Source organism: Rhodococcus sp. NPDC080181 (assembly GCF_040702225.1).
In the GTDB taxonomy this organism is placed as follows: domain Bacteria; phylum Actinomycetota; class Actinomycetes; order Mycobacteriales; family Mycobacteriaceae; genus Rhodococcoides; species Rhodococcoides fascians.
In genome coordinates this window covers 93,438-109,969 of record NZ_JBFBKN010000004.1, presented here as the reverse complement: position 1 = coordinate 109,969, position 16,532 = coordinate 93,438, and the positions used below count along the sequence as shown (strand labels likewise).

At 65.6% G+C, this 16,532-nt stretch carries 14 protein-coding genes; 7 read left to right on the top strand and 7 right to left on the bottom strand.

Annotation, left to right across the window (positions count from 1 at the left end):
- Window positions 1-32 precede the first annotated feature (32 nt).
- A complete protein-coding gene (locus AB0O58_RS06305; RefSeq protein ID WP_206498920.1) occupies window positions 33-1,529 on the top strand; it encodes an aldehyde dehydrogenase family protein in 1,497 nt (498 codons plus the stop codon).
- Window positions 1,530-1,531: 2 nt separating this feature from the next.
- Window positions 1,532-2,434 carry an oxygenase MpaB family protein gene (locus AB0O58_RS06300; protein WP_057472549.1) on the top strand — a complete coding sequence of 301 codons (903 nt, stop codon included), beginning with the start codon at window positions 1,532-1,534 and terminating at the stop codon, window positions 2,432-2,434.
- Between the two features lie 16 nt (window positions 2,435-2,450).
- On the opposite strand, the gene AB0O58_RS06295 is transcribed toward AB0O58_RS06300, so the two are convergent.
- On the bottom strand, window positions 2,451-3,503 hold the full coding sequence (locus tag AB0O58_RS06295; protein ID WP_057472548.1) for an alpha/beta fold hydrolase: 1,053 nt from the start codon (window positions 3,501-3,503) through the stop codon (window positions 2,451-2,453).
- Between the two features lie 344 nt (window positions 3,504-3,847).
- On the opposite strand from AB0O58_RS06295, the gene mihF reads away from it, so the two are divergent.
- The 4 genes from mihF to AB0O58_RS06275 all read left to right on the top strand — a co-directional run bounded on the left by mihF (window position 3,848) and on the right by AB0O58_RS06275 (window position 6,589).
- A complete protein-coding gene (gene mihF, locus AB0O58_RS06290) occupies window positions 3,848-4,162 on the top strand; it encodes an integration host factor, actinobacterial type (protein ID WP_008712632.1) in 315 nt (104 codons plus the stop codon).
- An 82-nt stretch (window positions 4,163-4,244) separates the two neighbouring features.
- Entirely contained in the window at window positions 4,245-4,727 is a 483-nt protein-coding gene (locus tag AB0O58_RS06285; RefSeq protein ID WP_366238024.1) for a cation:proton antiporter regulatory subunit, read from the top strand.
- Window positions 4,728-4,746: 19 nt separating this feature from the next.
- Window positions 4,747-5,919, top strand: coding sequence for a cation:proton antiporter (locus AB0O58_RS06280; protein ID WP_366238023.1), 1,173 nt, complete (start codon window positions 4,747-4,749; stop codon window positions 5,917-5,919).
- Between the two features lie 13 nt (window positions 5,920-5,932).
- On the top strand, window positions 5,933-6,589 hold the full coding sequence (locus AB0O58_RS06275) for a GntR family transcriptional regulator (RefSeq protein WP_287454223.1): 657 nt from the start codon (window positions 5,933-5,935) through the stop codon (window positions 6,587-6,589).
- A gap of 61 nt (window positions 6,590-6,650) precedes the next feature.
- Here AB0O58_RS06275 and AB0O58_RS06270 read toward each other — a convergent pair whose 3' ends face one another.
- Both AB0O58_RS06270 and AB0O58_RS06265 read right to left on the bottom strand, forming a co-directional pair.
- Window positions 6,651-8,786 carry a 3-hydroxyacyl-CoA dehydrogenase NAD-binding domain-containing protein gene (locus AB0O58_RS06270; protein WP_032399301.1) on the bottom strand — a complete coding sequence of 712 codons (2,136 nt, stop codon included), beginning with the start codon at window positions 8,784-8,786 and terminating at the stop codon, window positions 6,651-6,653.
- A gap of 9 nt (window positions 8,787-8,795) precedes the next feature.
- Window positions 8,796-10,007 carry an acetyl-CoA C-acetyltransferase gene (locus tag AB0O58_RS06265; RefSeq protein ID WP_027494551.1) on the bottom strand — a complete coding sequence of 404 codons (1,212 nt, stop codon included), beginning with the start codon at window positions 10,005-10,007 and terminating at the stop codon, window positions 8,796-8,798.
- Between the two features lie 234 nt (window positions 10,008-10,241).
- On the opposite strand from AB0O58_RS06265, the gene AB0O58_RS06260 reads away from it, so the two are divergent.
- Entirely contained in the window at window positions 10,242-10,484 is a 243-nt protein-coding gene (locus AB0O58_RS06260) for a hypothetical protein (protein WP_032384107.1), read from the top strand.
- 3 nt (window positions 10,485-10,487) lie between these two features.
- On the opposite strand, the gene AB0O58_RS06255 is transcribed toward AB0O58_RS06260, so the two are convergent.
- The 4 genes from AB0O58_RS06255 to AB0O58_RS06240 form a co-directional block, all read right to left on the bottom strand.
- Window positions 10,488-12,869, bottom strand: a complete 2,382-nt coding sequence (locus AB0O58_RS06255) for a DNA polymerase III subunit gamma and tau (RefSeq protein ID WP_032399349.1) — start codon at window positions 12,867-12,869, stop codon at window positions 10,488-10,490.
- Between the two features lie 44 nt (window positions 12,870-12,913).
- Complete coding sequence (locus tag AB0O58_RS06250) at window positions 12,914-15,304, bottom strand: helicase-associated domain-containing protein (protein WP_366238022.1); 2,391 nt, start codon at window positions 15,302-15,304, stop codon at window positions 12,914-12,916.
- 54 nt (window positions 15,305-15,358) lie between these two features.
- Window positions 15,359-15,934 carry an HhH-GPD-type base excision DNA repair protein gene (locus AB0O58_RS06245; protein WP_027494555.1) on the bottom strand — a complete coding sequence of 192 codons (576 nt, stop codon included), beginning with the start codon at window positions 15,932-15,934 and terminating at the stop codon, window positions 15,359-15,361.
- A 163-nt stretch (window positions 15,935-16,097) separates the two neighbouring features.
- Window positions 16,098-16,532 carry a hypothetical protein gene (locus AB0O58_RS06240; RefSeq protein ID WP_032399303.1) on the bottom strand — a complete coding sequence of 145 codons (435 nt, stop codon included), beginning with the start codon at window positions 16,530-16,532 and terminating at the stop codon, window positions 16,098-16,100.

The window sequence follows — 16,532 nt, the reverse complement described above, 5'->3', positions numbered from 1 at the left end:
TATGTGATGCGATCTGCTGGAGGATAGAGCCCGTGACGGACCAGATCGAACGAACGAACGAGAGCACCTTCGAAAGCCTCGATCCCAGAACGGGTCTCGCACTCGCCACGTACCCGATCGCCGACGCCGCCGAGGTCGAGATCGCCGTGGCCCGCGCCCGCTCGGCCGCCCGGTGGTGGGACGCGCAGGGATTCGAGGGCCGCAAGCGGTGGCTCCTCGAATTCAAGACCTCGATCGCCCGCGACGCCGCGAGCCTCGCCGCCGTCATCGCCGCCGAAACCGGCAAGCCGGACGAGGACTCCCTGCTGGAAGTCATGTTGGGCGTCGAACACATCGATTGGGCGGCGCGTCACGCCGGCAAGACCCTGAAACAGCGCCGGGTCGGATCGGGTCTGCTCGCCATCAACCAGAAGGCCTACGTCAGCTACCGCCCGTTCGGCGTCGTCGGCGTCATCGGGCCGTGGAACTACCCGCTGTACACGCCGATGGGGTCGATCGCGTACGCCCTCGCCGCAGGCAACACCGTCGTCTTCAAGCCCAGCGAACTCACCCCGGGTGTCGGGGTCTGGTTGGCCGAGAAGTGGCAGTCGCTCGCCGCTCCCCACCCGGTGTTCCAGACGATCACCGGCGACGGTTCCACCGGCACTGCCCTGGTCGAAGCCGGCGTCGACAAGATTGCATTCACCGGCTCGACCGCGACGGCCAAGAAAGTCATGGCCACGTGCGCGAAATCGTTGACGCCGTTGATCGCCGAGTGCGGCGGTAAGGACGCGATGCTCATCGACGCCGACGCCGATATCTCTGCGGCCGTGGAGTTCGCGACGTTCGGCGCGATGGGCAATGCCGGGCAGACCTGCGCCGGAGTCGAACGTATCTACGTCGCCGCCCCGGTTTACGACCGGTTCGTCGCCGAATTCACCAGGGCGGTCAAGGAATTGAAGCCCGGTGGATCGAAGACCTCGTCCTACGGCCCGATGACGCTGGGCAAGCAGAGCGACATCGTCCGCGCCCAGATCGAGGATGCGTTGGCCAAGGGCGGCACCGCAGTGGTGGGAGGTCTCGACTCACTGCACGGGCCGTACATCGACCCCGTCGTCCTCACCGACGTTCCCGAGGATTCGACCGCGATCACCGAGGAGACGTTCGGGCCCACCGTCGTCGTCAACAAGGTCCGCGACCTGGACGAGGCCATCGCCCGCGCCAACGCGTCCTCCTACGGTCTGGGTGCATCGGTGTTCACCAAGGACACCGCGGTCGGGCGACGCGCCGCCGAGAAGCTCGATTGTGGTGTTGTGACGGTCAATTCGGTGCTGGGCTTCGCCGGCGTGCCGGCGTTGCCGTTCGGCGGAACGGGCGACTCGGGCTTCGGCCGCATTCACGGCGACGACGGCCTTCGCGAATTCAGCACCGTCAAATCACTGACCGTGCAGGGCTTCGCGGCACCGATCGATCTGTTGACGATGAAGCGCAAAGCCCGGAACATGAAGCTCTCGGTGCTGGCGCTCAAACTCCGCCACGGACGAGGCTGACCATGGACATCGCGCCGGGTCGGGGTCGATACGGGTGGTTGCGCCGCGTCGAGGAACTCGACCCGGTCCGCGACTGTCACACCATTCACCGGATCACCGCGGGGTACGAGTTCCCCTGGGATTATCAGCGGGCCCTCGAATTCGCCTTGTTCCGAACCTATTGCGTGCCGACGATCTCCGCTCTGCTGGCCCGGACCGGCGAGTTCGAGAAGCGACCGCAGAAGCGGTACGACGACACCTCGCTGCTGATGTCGGAAATGGTCGAACACGGATACGACTCCGAACGAGGTCGCGAATCGTTGCGGACGGTCAATCGAATGCACGCGCAGTACGACATCTGCAACGACGACATGCTGTACGTGCTCACGACGTTCATCTACGAGCCCATCGAATGGATCGACACCTACGGGTGGCGTCGCCTGCATCCCCACGAGCGGCTCGCGACCTTCCACTTCTACAGCGAAGTGGGTAAACGCATGGGCATCAAGGACATTCCGGAGTCGTACACCGAGTTCGCACAGTTCAAGCTCGATTACGAAGAACGCACGTTCCGCTTCGGCGAGGACAACCGTCGCATCGGCACCTACACACTCGATCTCTACTGCTCGTGGTTTCCCGCCGCGCTCACCCCGGCCGTCCGGCAGGGCGTGTTCGCGTTGCTCGACGATCGGATGGCGAACGCATTCGGCTTTCCCGCGGGCTCACCCACGCTGGAACGGGCCGCGGTGCGGGCGCTGCGGACCAAGGCCCGCGTGGAGCGATTCCTGCCCACGAGAAAACACTCACGCACGACAGCCGACGCAGGCAACAAGACCTACCCCGGCTATCCCGTCGGGTACAGCCCGCGCGATCTGGGCACCCAGGCCGCATCACCGATTCGCGGTTGTCCGGTAGCGACGACGTAACTGCGCACTCGACGGCTCAGAGTCCGTCCACCCACCGGCCGAACGCATCGCGAAACTCCCCCGAGAGCGGCAGCGGTGCCAAGGCGGTGTTCGGATCGGCGGGCAGCGGGCCGAGCTCGCCCAGCATGTGCGAGCTGTTGGCGAAGCGCGCGAAGTGCAGGTCGGTGTGGCCCAGGGCCACTCGCACGTTCTCGACCTGGCCGCAGGACACGTTCAGGTCCTTGTCCGAGCAGGTCAGGAACGAGGAGTACGAGTCCGGTAGCGCGGCAGCCAGATCCGCCGGGTCCGTGGCATCCGCTTCCCGCAGGAAGGTGGCGCTCTGCCGCAGTCCCAGACCGTCGACGATCGGGTCGGGCTCCGCGGACAGCGGTTGTCCCGCGCGAATATCGGCGACGGCCTGGGCGAAGCGATCCCGCGACGACGCGGCCTGCTCCTCGGTGAACTGGCCGACCGCCACGGCCTCGCCGATGTTGCGATCGACCTGCGCGGTCAACAGATCCAGGTAGCGGATGGACAACGGCTCGAGCAGGCCGACATGGGTGAACGCCGCGCTGTCGGCATCAGCCAGGCGCAGCGCCGTCAGTGCGCCCTCGCTGTGCCCGATCACCGTCGTGCGATCCGCCCCGACACCGGTGCGCTGCTGCAGGAAAGCCAGTGCGTCCGCAGCATTGTCGACCTGCGCATCGAAGCCGGGCGGATTGTTCGGATCCACCCCGGCCAGGCCGGTGCGGCCGCTCCCGAGCTTGTCGAAACGCAGGCTCGCAATACCGCGTCGCGACAGCTCGTCGGCGACGTATGCGGTCGTATTCAGCTGCAGATCACCCGAGTTCCCGTTGCGGTCGGTCGGCCCGCTGCCCGGCAGCACCAATGCCACGCCGCGGGTGTCGCCGACCGGCATGCGAAGGCTGCCGTAGAAGGTGATGCCACCGGACTCGAAGCCGACCTCCGAATCGAGCGCGTCGTCGGGTGACCACGGAACGTTGATCGGAGCAGCGGCCGCGGTACCCGCGCCGACGAGCAGGAGCATCGACGCGGCCAGTCCGGCCAGCAGTCCTCGGGTGCGCATCATGCCGCCAGAATAACAATCCGACCGACCGTTCGGATACGGCGTCACTGGCCGTAGCGCCCACGGCACGACGCTCGCCTCGCCCATCGAAAAACGCACGCGACCGCTCCCGACCGGGCCGGCTCGAGGCGTCGAACACCCAGCACACACCGGCTCCGGAAGGCCGAAGTGCTGGTCGGGGCACACCCCGAATCGGATAGGACGTAGCCTGGCGAGGGAGGTTCGGTGGTTCGACCGTGAATGACACTCGTGTTGTTCGGTTAGATTGGAAGAGCCACCAGGCACGATGCAAGAGGGTCGAGACCTGTCAACGAGCGACGGGTCACCACAATCGAGGAGAACAGGCCATGGCTTTACCAGTATTGACACCGGAACAGCGCACCGCGGCGCTGGCCAAGGCGGCCGAGGCACGCACTGCGCGGTCGAAGCTGCTCGCATCCGTCAAGTCCGGCGAACTGAGCGTCGCTGACGTCCTCGCCAAGGCGGAGAACGACGAGATCGTCAAGAAGACCAAGGTGTCCGCGCTGATCAAGGCCCTGCCGGGCGTTGGATCCGTGCGCGCCGCACAGCTGCTCGAGCAGCTGTCCATCGCAGATACGCGCCGCATCGGCGGCCTCGGCGCAAACCAGCGCGAAGCGCTGCTCGCTGCCGTCGCATCCTGATTCACATTTTCACGGGTCGTTCCTGCAGGCTCCACGCCTGATCCTGCGATAACGCGTTGCCTGCAGGGCTAGCATTTCGACCATGAACGTCGAAGTGACCCTGCTGCCCGGAATCGGGGTGCGGAAAGATTTTGCCCTCGCTTCCGGGCACCGCATCGGCGTCATCACCCGCAAGGACGGCGCGAACGAGTTGATCGTTTCGCGCAAGGACGACCCCGATGCGACGCAGGCGTCCATCACCCTGAGCAATGAGGAAGCGGCGGCCCTGGGCAATCTGCTCGGGTCGCCGCAACTCATTGCTCAGCTCGGGGAAGAGCATCGCGACCTCCCCGGAATCAACACTCGTCAACTCCCCATTCGCGCGAATTCACGGTTCGTCAGCCGCACACTCGGCGACACCGCCATGCGCACCAAGACCGGAGTATCCGTCGTCGCTGTCATGCGCGCCGGCCAGGTACAACCGTCACCCACCCCCGACTTCACGCTCGCCGCAGGTGACCTGCTGGTCGCCGTCGGCACCGCGGACGGACTGGACGCAGCAGCCAAGTTGCTCGGCAATGCCTGAGATCAGTCGGGGCTGACCCGTGGCCGAGAGCGCGCTCGCCCTCACCGAGCTGGGTGCCGTGTTCTTCGTTCTCGGACTTCTCGCTCGTCTCGCCGGCCGGATCGGCGTCTCCCCCATCCCGTTCTACTTACTCGGCGGACTGGCCTTCGGCAACGGCGGATTCGTCAACCTCGGCGGCATCGACGAGTTCAGCGAGATCGCCAGCGAAATCGGCGTCATCCTGCTGTTGCTGCTGCTCGGCCTCGAATACACCGCAACCGAGCTCGTCACCGGCCTGCGTCGATCGAGGATGGCCGGTCTGGTCGACATCGTCCTCAACTTCGCGCCCGGTGCCGTCGTCGCGCTGCTGCTCGGCTGGGGCGGAGTCGGCGCGCTCGTGATGGGCGGCGTCACGTATATCTCGTCGTCGGGAATCATCGCCAAAGTTCTCACCGACCTGGGCCGACTGGGAAACCGTGAAACCCCCGTCGTACTGTCGATCCTGGTGTTCGAGGACCTCGCGATGGCCCTCTACCTCCCGATCCTCACCGCCGTCCTGAGCGGAGTCAGCTTTCTCGGCGGACTCGAAGCCCTCGGCATCTCACTGTTCGTCATCACCTTCGTGTTGGTCGTCGCGCTGAAATACGGCAGATTCGTCTCGGCGATCGTCGACAGTCCCGACCGAGAAATCGTGCTCCTCAAGGTGCTGGGATCCGCCCTGCTGGTGGCCGGCATCGCGTCGGAACTGCAGGTCTCGGCGGCCGTCGGCGCGTTCCTGTTGGGAATCGCGATCTCCGGCTCGACGGCCGACAACGCGACCCGCGTCCTCGAACCCCTACGCGACCTGTTCGCCGCGATGTTCTTCGTCGTGTTCGGCCTGGGCACCGACCCGTCGACCATCCCGCCAGTGTTGGGCTGGGCCGTCGTCCTCGCCGTCACCACCGCCGCGACCAAGATCGCGACGGGCTGGTGGGCGGCAGGTCGGCAGGGAATCGGCAGGCCGGGACGACTACGCGCCGGTGCGGCGTTGGTGGCGCGCGGAGAGTTCTCCATCGTCATCGCCGGACTGGCCGTCGCCGCGGGGGCTGTCGAAGGCGAACTGGCAGCCCTGGCGACCGCGTACGTGCTGCTGATGGCCATCCTGGGGCCGATTGCTGCCCGCGTCGTCGAACCCGTCGCGAAGGTTGTGCTCCGGACCAAGCCCGCGGTGTGATTGGCTTTTCGACATGGCAGACAAGCGGACGGCTCTGAGGCGACGGCCGCAGTTGTCCGAGGAAGTCGCCAGCCACGTCCGGCACCTGGTGATGTCCGGAGAGGTGAGTCCGGGAGACTTCATCCGGCTCGACGAGACCGCAGCCCAGCTGGGCGTCAGCGTCACCCCGGTGCGTGAGGCGCTACTGACCTTGCGTGGTGAGGGCATCGTCGAGCTCGTCCCCCACCGCGGCTATGTGGTGTCTGCGCTGACGCCGAGCGACATAGTCGACATCTTCTGGCTGCAGGGGCAGATCGCGGTCGAACTGGTACGCCGGGCGGCACCGAAGATCACCGAGATTGAACTCGACAGGCTCGCCGAGCTCACCGCTGCCCTGTCGGTCGCCGTCGAGAACGGCCGGGCCGAGGATGTCGAGAACATCGAGTTCGAGTTCCATCGTGTGCTGAACCGTCTGGCCGAGTCGTCCAAGTTGGCGTGGTTTCTCAACAACGCCACCCGCTACACCCCGACCCGTCTCTACGCCACCGACCGCGACTGGGGCCGAGCAGCCGTGCGCAATCACGAGGAGCTGATCGCGGCCCTGATTCGAAACGACGTCGACGCCGCCTGCGAATTGATGAAGCAACAATTCACAGACGGCGCCGAGAGGTTGATCGCGCATCGCGGTTGAGTGCGCTACGCGCACGTGAGTGGAAACTCGTAGCCTGCTACGCGTTTCCACTCACATGGGGTCAGCGCAGCGAGGCAGGAACCTGGAAGCGCTCGCCGTACTTCTTGGCCAATTCGTCCGCGCGAGCGACGAATCCGGCCTGACCACCCGGGTAGCCGACGACGTACTGGTGCACGCCACCCGTCCACGCCGGGAAGCCGATGCCGAAGATCGAACCGATGTTGGCGTCGGCGGTGGTGTTCAGGACACCCTCGTCGAAGCACTTCTGCGTCTCGATGGCCTCGATGAACAGCATGCGTTCCTTGAGGTCCTCGAACGGGATGTCCGCCGAACCCGACTTGAACGCATCACGCAGTCCAGGCCACAGGCCGGCGCGCTTACCGTCTTCGTACTCGTAGAAGCCAGCGCCCTTGGCCTTCGACGGACGCTCGAACTCGTCGACCATCTTGTCGATGACCTCGCCGGCCGGATCCTCGGGAGGGGTTCCACCGGCAGCCTTGATGGCGTCGTAGGTTTCCTTGCGGATTTTCTGCATCAGGTTGAGCGTGAGCTCGTCCGAAAGCTGCAGTGGCGCAGCCGGGTAACCGGCCTGCAGACCGGCCTGCTCGATGGTCGACGGCTCGACGCCCTCGCCCAGCATCGCGATGGCCTCGTTGATGAACGTACCGATCACGCGAGAGGTGAAGAATCCACGACTGTCGTTGACGACGATCGGGGTCTTCTTGATGAGCTGCACGAGGTCGAATGCCTTGGCCAAGGCCGCATCCGACGTCTTCTCACCGCGAATGATCTCCACCAGCGGCATCTTGTCGACGGGTGAGAAGAAGTGGATGCCGATGAAGTCTTCCTGACGCTTGATGCCCTGAGCGAGGCTCGTGATGGGCAGCGTCGAGGTGTTGGAACCGAGCAGCGCCGTCGGATCGACGAGGTCCTCGATCTCCTGGAACACCTTCTGCTTCAACTCTTCCGACTCGAAGACGGCCTCGATGACGAGGTCGGCACCTTCGACGTCCTTGGCATCGGCGGTCGGGTGGATGCGTGCGAGCAGAGCGTCCGACTTCTCCTGGGTGGTCTTGCCACGCGAGAGCGCCTTGGCCTCGATGGCCTCGGAGTACGCCTTGCCCTTCTGCGCCGACTCGATCGCAACGTCCTTGAGCACCACGTCGATTCCGGCCTTGGCACACACGTACGCGATGCCCGCGCCCATCATGCCTGCGCCGAGAACCGCGACCTTGGTGAAGGTGGTCTTCTCGATGCCGTCGGGACGAGACTTGCCGGCGTTGATCGCCTGCAGGTCGAAGAAGAACGCCTGAATCATGTTCTTGGACACCAGACCGGTGACCAACTCAGTGAAGTACCGCGACTCGATGGTGCACGCATTGTCGAAGTCGACCTGCGCACCCTCCACTGCCGCAGCGAGAATCGCGCGCGGAGCCGGCATCGGTGCGCCCTTGATCTGCTTGCGCAGGTTGGACGGGAAAGCAGGCAGGATCTGCGCGAGCTTCGGGTTCGACGGCGTGCCGCCGGGGATCTTGTAACCCTTGACATCCCACGGTGCGACGCCACCCTCGGGGTTGGCCTTGATCCATGCCTTGGCGGTGGGCACCAATTCGTCGATGCTGCCGACCAATTCGTGAACCAGACCGATTTCGAGAGCCTTGGCCGGACGGAACCGAGTGCCCTGAGCGAGGACCGTCATGAAGCCGGTCTGAATGCCGAGCAGCCGGGTGATGCGGGCAACGCCGCCGCCGCCGGGCAGGAGACCGAGCGAGACCTCGGGCAGACCGATCTGCACGCCGGGAACATCGGCCGCGATGCGGTGATGCGTGGCGAGCGCGATCTCGAGTCCGCCGCCGAGTGCCGCGCCGTTGATGGCGGACACGACCGGCTTACCGAGCTTCTCGAGCCGACGCAGCTGTCCCTTGACTTCCTGGACCTCGTCGAACACCCGCTGGGCGTCCTCGGGCTTGGCTTCGATGAGGGTGTGCAGATCGCCGCCGGCGAAAAACGTCTTCTTGGCGGAGGTCAGCACGACTCCGGTGATGCTGTCCTTCTCGGCCTCGAGGCGGTCGACCGTCGCGCCCATCGAGTCCTTGTACAGCTGGTTCATCGTGTTGGCGCCCTGGTTGGGGTCGTCCATCGTCAGAACGACGATGCCGTCGGCGTCCTGGTCCCACTGAATCATGTTGTCAGACATCGTTCTACCTCAGACTCGCTCGATGATGGTGGCAACGCCCATGCCGCCGCCGATGCACAGGGTGATCAAGGCGTACCGGCCGCCGCGGCGCTCGAGCTCGTCGAGCACGGTGCCGGTGATCATGGCTCCGGTGGCACCGAGCGGGTGGCCCATGGCGATGGCACCGCCGTTGACGTTGAGCTTCTCGTTCGGGATCTTCAGATCCTTCTGGAAACGCAGCACCACGGAAGCGAACGCCTCGTTGAGCTCGAACAGATCGATGTCGTCGACGGTCAGGCCGGCGGTGGCGAGAACCTTCTTCGACGCCGGGGTCGGTCCGGTCAGCATGATCGTCGTATCGGCACCACTGGTGGCCGTCGCGACGATGCGGGCGCGCGGGACCATGTTCAGGTCCTTGCCCGCCTGCTCGCTGCCGACGAGGACGAGGGCTGCGCCGTCGACGATGCCGGAGCTGTTTCCGCCGGTGTGGACGTGATCGATCTTCTCGATCCAGTGGTACTTCTGCAGCGCCACGTCGTCGAATCCGCCCATGGCCGCGATACCGGTGAATGCCGGGTTCAGCTTGCCGAGCGACTCGACGGTGCTGCCCGGACGCATGTGCTCGTCCTGATCGAGGATCAGCAGACCGTTCTGGTCGGTGACCGGAACGACGGACTTGGCGAAGTAACCACCGGACCACGCCGCTGCGGCGCGCTCCTGGGACTGGACGGCATACGCGTCGACGTCCTCGCGGGTGAATCCTTCGATGGTGGCGATCAGGTCGGCACCGATGCCCTGCGGGGCGAAGTAGGTGTCGTAGTTGGTGGCCGGGTCCATGGCCCATGCGCCGCCGTCACTGCCCATCGGCACGCGAGACATCGACTCGACGCCGCCCGCGACAACCAGTTCGTCCCAGCCCGAGCGCACCTTCTGCGCGGCCAGGTTGACGGCCTCGAGGCCCGACGCGCAGAAGCGGTTGAGCTGGAAGCCGCCGACGGTGTCGGGCATCTTGGCTGCGAGCACGGCCGTGCGGGCGATGTCGGCACCCTGATCTCCGACGGGCGAGACCACACCCAGGATGAGGTCGGAGATTCGGTTCTCGTCCATGTCGGGGAAACGTCGACGAAGCTCGTCGATCAGCCCGGTCACCAAGGAAATCGGCTTCACCGAATGCAGGGAGCCGTTCTTTCCTTTACCTCGGGGAGTCCTGATGGCCTCGTAAATGAATGCCTCTGTAGTCACAGCGCGCAGTTCCTTCCACATACTCGATCTTGTCGCGATCGCCGTGCCGGCCGATCGCGTCGGTGCGAGGCCATGACAGACCTCAGCTCATGCCACAGTAAGTTGGCATACCGATCCGACATAAGGACCGAAACGAGCGTTTCGCATGACCCACGATGCGGTTCAGGTTTGAACGACCCCGTCATGGGAAATTACGATGCGTCAGATCGACCCGAAGGCGAAAGAAGACCGACCATGGAAACCGACAACGAACCGACCGTGGGCGCTCGCGTCAAAGTACGCACTCGCAGCGACGACAAGTCCGGAGCCGACAGTTCTGGATCCGACGCCTACGAGACCGGCGCGATCGTCGACGACTTCGGAGTCCAAGCGACCGACAGCACCTCGCGGGACTGGGCCGTCGCCAAGCGATGGGCCGTCGCCCTCGACAGCGGCCGATTGGTGTTCGTCGACACCGACGATCTCACGCTCGCCTGAGCCTCAGATCTCCTTGAGCGGTACCGCTCCGAGTTCGCTCACCAGCAGTTCCATGGCGACCGTTTCCGGGTCCCGACGAACCGACGGGTCCGCGGGTTCGGCCGCGGCCTTGAGCAGTTCTTCCTCGTCCTCCGGCGTCTCCGGAGGCGGCGGACCTACCGGCTCGGGATCATCGGGATAGTCCGGGGCCTCGGGCATCGGAATATCTGCGTCCGATCCATCGCCCGCTGAACCGAAACCGTCCGACGTCGGACGGGGAGCCCCTGCCTGGCTCGGCCTCGAGAACTTCGGCAGCGACGCGGGTTTCGCTGCCGGTTCATCTTTTTTTGCTGATGACGGTTCCGGTGGTGCCGCTGCACCCACCAGACAGACCACCGACCATTCGACGCCGAACACGTCACGCAACGCGTCCCGAATGACGTCGGCGTTGCGGGGTTCTTCGAGACGCTTCGCGAGCGGTGCCGAATCGTGGCCGAGAGTGATGGTGCCGTTCTCGACGGTGCGTACCGACGCACCGGACAACATCACCTCGACGGTCCTGCTTCGCTCTCGTACCTTGGTTCGCACCTCGGACCACACTGCGCGGACGGCCGCCGCATCGGGCTCGTTGGAGGCAGCCGCGGGTGCCGCGACAGGCTCGGGTTCGGATTCGTACACCGGCTCGGGTTCCGGGCCGTACTCGTCCTCGGGCTCCGGCGGAAAATCCTCGTGAGAGAGCGATGGTTCCGAATGCTGTTGCGCTGCAGCGGAAGTCGTGACCGGTGCGGGCGCGGGTTCCGGTTCGGGGGTTGGAGCTGGCTCGGGTGTCGGGACCGGCTCGGGTGTCGGAGCCGGTTCGGGCTCGGGTGTCGGGACCGGTTCGGGTGTTGGAGCCGGTTCGGGGGTCGGAGCCGATTCGGGTGTGGGAGCCGGTTCGGGTGCGGGAGCCGGTTCGGGGGCTGCAGGCTCGGGTGTGGGAGCGGGCTCGGGGGCTGCAGGCTCTGGCACCGGAGACGGTTCCGGGACCGCCATGGGTTCGGGTGCCGCGACAGGCGCAGGCGCTGGTGTCGGAGCGGGGGTTGGCGCCGGAGCGGGGGCGGCCTCGGCAGCCGGCTGTCGCTGGGACGGTCGCTGGAATTTGTTCACCGGGGGCGGGCCGGAGGGTGCAGGCTCTTCGGTCGCGGGCAGCTGTGGTCGTGTCGGGTCTGCGGCTGCCTGTGCCACTGCGGCCTGTTCGCCGGCAGGAAGGGTGACGTCCAGGCGACGTTCGACGCGTTCGAGCCTCTGCAACACAGCCGATTCCGCATCGGAGGCCGACGGCAGGAGCATCCGTGCGCACATCACTTCGAGCAGCAGACGCGGCGCGGTGGCCCCTCGCATTTCGCCGAGGCCCGAGTGGACGATCTCGGCGTAGCGAGTCAGGGTCGCCGAGCCGAGCAGGTCCGCCTCGTCGCGGAGTCGTTCGAGGACGTCGCCCGGCACGTCGACCAGGCCACGTTCACCGGCGTCGGGTACGGCCTTCATGAGGATCAGGTCTCGCATGCGATCGAGGAGGTCGATGGCGAAGCGACGTGGGTCGTGGCCGGCGTCCATCACCTTGTCGACGGTGCCGAACAGTGCGCCGCCGTCTCCCGCGGCCAGGGCGTCGACGGCCTCGTCGATCAGCGCGACGTCGGTGACGCCGAGCAGCGACAGAGCTCGCGGGTAGGTAACGCCTTCCGGTCCGGCTCCGGCCAGCAACTGGTCCATGACCGACAGCGAGTCACGCGGAGAACCGCCACCCGCCCGGATGACGAGTGGATAGACCGCGTCCTCGACCGGTACCTGTTCCTGACCACAGATCTTCTCGAGCAGAACGCGCATCGTCGACGGCGCGAGCAGTCGGAACGGGTAGTGGTGGGTTCGCGAGCGGATGGTGGGGAGCACCTTCTCCGGCTCGGTGGTCGCGAAGATGAAGACCAGATGCTCCGGCGGTTCCTCGACGACCTTGAGCAGCGCGTTGAAGCCGGCCGGGGTGACCATGTGTGCCTCGTCGATGATGAAGATGACGTAGCGCGACTCGGCCGGGGCGTACACGGCTTTGTCTCGAAGATCGCGGGCATCGTCGACGCCACCGTGGCTGGCTGCGTCCATCTCGACGACGTCGAAGTTGCCGGGCCCGCCCGGTGCCAGTGCGACGCAGGAGTTGCACACACCGCAGGGGGTGGAGGTCGGTCCTTCGGCGCAGTTCAGCGATCGGGCGAGGATGCGCGCCGAGGACGTCTTTCCGCAGCCACGAGGGCCTGAGAAGAGATAGGCGTGGTTGATTCTGTTGGAATCGAGCGCCACGCTGATCGGTTCGGTGACGTGCTCCTGACCGACGACTTCGGCGAACGTCGCGGGACGGTACTTCCGGTAGAGGGCCACGCCCGAAAGGGTACCGGCGACCGACGACAGAGTTGCATCGTGCATCAGTGCGGACCGGCGGACACCGCTCTGATGTTCATGATCGCGAAGCTTTCCCGGCTGCCGGTGGACGTCGACAGCGCGAGTAGCCAGTTGCCGTCCTGCAGCGCGTCCGAGATCGCGTGCCGCACGATTGCGCCTTTCGAGTTCTGGTAGTCGATCGACACGGGTGCGCCGCGCGCTGCGGCGTCGGTCAGCGCATCGAGCTCCCGTGGCAGCAGTCTGCTGTGCCGGCTGAGCGCGGAACGCACCCGTGCGTCGTCGACGGTGCCGGGGTCGCCTGCTTGCAGCAGCCGTGCGAGCTCGCGTGATTCGCGTCGACGTGGTGCTGCGGGTGCGGGGTGCGAGATGCGGGTGGTGTTGGCGCGGACCCTGGTCGCGCTGTCCAGCTCGAGCCGACCGGTGTCGGAGTGCCGCACCGGGGAGTATCCGTGCCTGCGCAGCACCGCGAGAGTGTCGATGGGTGTGGCAGAACTGATCAGGACTGTCGGCGCGAGCCGCTGGAACTGCAGCACCGCCAATGCCTCGTCCGTCTCGATGTTCGTCAGCAGTACGACGTCCTCGGAGACGATGGCGCACGGGATCTTGCGCACGGCCAGTGCGCCGTAGGTGCGCCAACAGTCTCGGATCGTATAGGCCAGGGCTTGGGGAACGTCGGTGTCGGCCATCTCGGCGAGGGCGTCGATCAACTCCTCACCGGTACCACCGGTGTCGAAGAAGCTGCGGATCGTCGCCGGCGTGAACCGCCAGACCGACGCCACTTCCCGCGACTCGGGTTGCGCGGCCGCACCGAGTATCGACGCCACCTCGGTGCTCGGCGGCCCGGTGACCACTGCGGTCGAATCGGGCAGCAGGCGCACCGAGAACGGCACCCAGTCGGCCAGATCCTGTAGCTGCGTTGCCAGCGCGGAGGCGATCTGACGCGGATCGCCGTCTCGGCCCACTCGGAAGTCCGTCAGGGTGGCGCACAGATCGGTCGGTGCGCCGTCGACCAGAACTCCGAGGCGGGTGGCCTCGGCCCAGAGTGCGCGCACGTGGCCGGGCCCGGCGCTCGTCGAGACGACCGGGATATGCCACTCGAGGTAGCGGGCGAATTCGTCGGGATCGGACAACACCGGCGTCGGGCTGTCGGATCCACCGAGGCGCAGAAGAGCCGTCAAGGCAGTCGAACGCACGTCTGCGGCTGCGGGATCGTCGAGCATCTTCTTGAGCACCGGCGCGGTCTTCTGGGAGGATCGTGGCACCCGATGGGTCGGAGTGAAGGGCGAGCACCACCACGCGGCCAGCAATGCTGCCGCCTGCTCGGATCGCGAGCTCGTCGACCATGTTTCGTAGGTCGAGGTCAATGCGATACCGGTCTTTCCCCGGTCGGCGAGCAAACCGGCTTCGCGCGCCAGCATCAGCATCAGCGCGGTGTGATGCTCGTCGGCGAATCCCAGACGAGCAGTCAGCGCACGGAGCTCTTTGGCGCTGAGGCCACCGGTCTTCATCATTGCCAGGCCATCGGTGTCGATTGCCGTCAACAACGCCTGCGTGTGCTCACAGAACTGCAGCAAGGCGATGGAGCGGGCGCGCTGCGAGTCATCCTGCGAGAGAGCATGAGTGCCAAATTCTGGAAGCCTGAGCTCGATGGGCAATCGCCACCCGTCTCCTCGCAGCGCGATGCTCACTTCCAACGGCACCTCGACGCGATGCCCGTCCAATCGATACAGCAGCCCGCGCTCGAAGGCGGCCGTACCTGCGGTCGGCGGCACATCGAAGATCAATGACGCCGGTTGTCCATCGACGAAGCGAGACAACATCTCTCGCATCTCGGGCGGGCCGTCGTCGTACAAAGCTCGGATACGTTCGGGGGTCATCGCGGCCGCGACGGCGTCGGCGCGTTCGGCTCGATCGAGCGAGGAGTCGACTCCGAGGCGGGTCAGCAAAGCAAGTCGGTCCTGCTCGACGGCGCAGTGCAAGAACAACTTTCGCTGCCTGCGAGCAAGCCCAAATGGGTGCGAGAACACGCCGGACAGATCGACGGGGCGGTACTCGACCGCGTCCGAGCCCCCTGCCGTGTGCGGCCAGATCAGGCCGTAGGCCATCAGCGTGTTCAGGGCCGTATCGATATGCGCCGTCTCGTTCGAGATTCCCTCGCCCGTCCAGTGGCCGATCTCGGCGCGGCTGAGATCTTCCATGAGCGCGAACAACTCGAGCAGGTCGAGCGCACCTCTGTCGAGTTTCCGCGGTAAGGCCGCCACCCGCCAGGGCGAGCCGAGGAGTTGCGCGAGCAACCCGAACGAGCGGGGTGGCGGGTCGGTTGCCACGTCCGGTCGACGTCGCAACAGATCCGTCAGTGCGTCCTCGTCGAGCGAGGCCAGCCACCCCTCGTACGTCCCGATCTTCTCGGTCATCTCGTCCCCCCCGGCGCAAGTTCTGCCACAACGTACCGACGGGCACCGACAGACTTATTTGTTCTTGGCTGCCGCTTTCGCTGCCTTCTTGAATTCGCGTACCTCGAGCAGGGACTTCTCGTCGACGACATCGGCGATGGATCGACGTGCACCCTCGTCGCCGTACGCTCCGGCGGCCTTTCGCCACCCGTCGGGCGTCACGCCCATCTGTTTGCCGAGCAGCGCGAGGAAGATGCGCGCCTTCTGATCGCCGTAGCCGGGAAGTGCTTTGAGACGCTTCAGAACCTCGGCGCCGTCGGGGTCGTCGCGGGTCCAGATCTCCTGCGGCTTACCGTCGTAGTTCTCGACCAGAAATGCGGCGAGTCCCTGGATGCGCTTGGCCATCGAGCCGGGAAAACGATGCACGGCCGGGGTCTGCGCGCACAATGCGGCGAAGTCGTCCGGATCGGCGTCGGCGACGGTATCCACCTTCAGATCACCGAGACGGTCGACGAGCTTCTTCGGCCCGGCGAAGGCGGATTCCATCGGCACCTGCTGATCGAGAAGCATGCCGATCAAGAGCGCGAACGGATCCTCGGCGAGCAATGCATCGGCCTCCGGATCGCCGACGAGGTTCAGAGTGCGAGACATGGCCTCGATCCTGCCACGCGCCATCTACAGCGGATGACGATTGCTCCCACAAGCCGGTTCAGTGGCGCGCGAGGCGGCAGTGACAAGCCCGCGGATTCTCTCGAGAACCCGCCCGATCAAACCAATACAGTTCGCCGTGCAGGCCGGCGGACACGTCAGGAGCTCACGACCGCGCACGGCCGGCGCGTCGCCCGAGAGCAGACAGTCTTACTACGACGACAGCCAGTGCGACCACCGCACAGGTCAAGGCTGGGTACACGATCATCGTTGTTACCCAGCCAGTGTGCTCGACGATCACGGTGCCGGTATCGGAGTCGCGGCCGACGCATTCTCGACCGAGAGGCCACCACGTCTGCCGGTCCTCGACGGGAAACGGCTCCACCTCGTAATCCGGCGGCCGGTACCCGAAATACTCGGGAAAGGCTTCGCGACAACCTGATTGGTTTGCCCACCGATAGCTGAACGCACAAATGGTCAGGAAAGCAATGCCGAGGGGGAGCCACACCAGCGTGACGGCGGCCATGCACAAGCCGTCACGTGAACGAACAGCCGCAATCGATACCACCACCACGATCATGAATCCGGCAATGAAGATCAC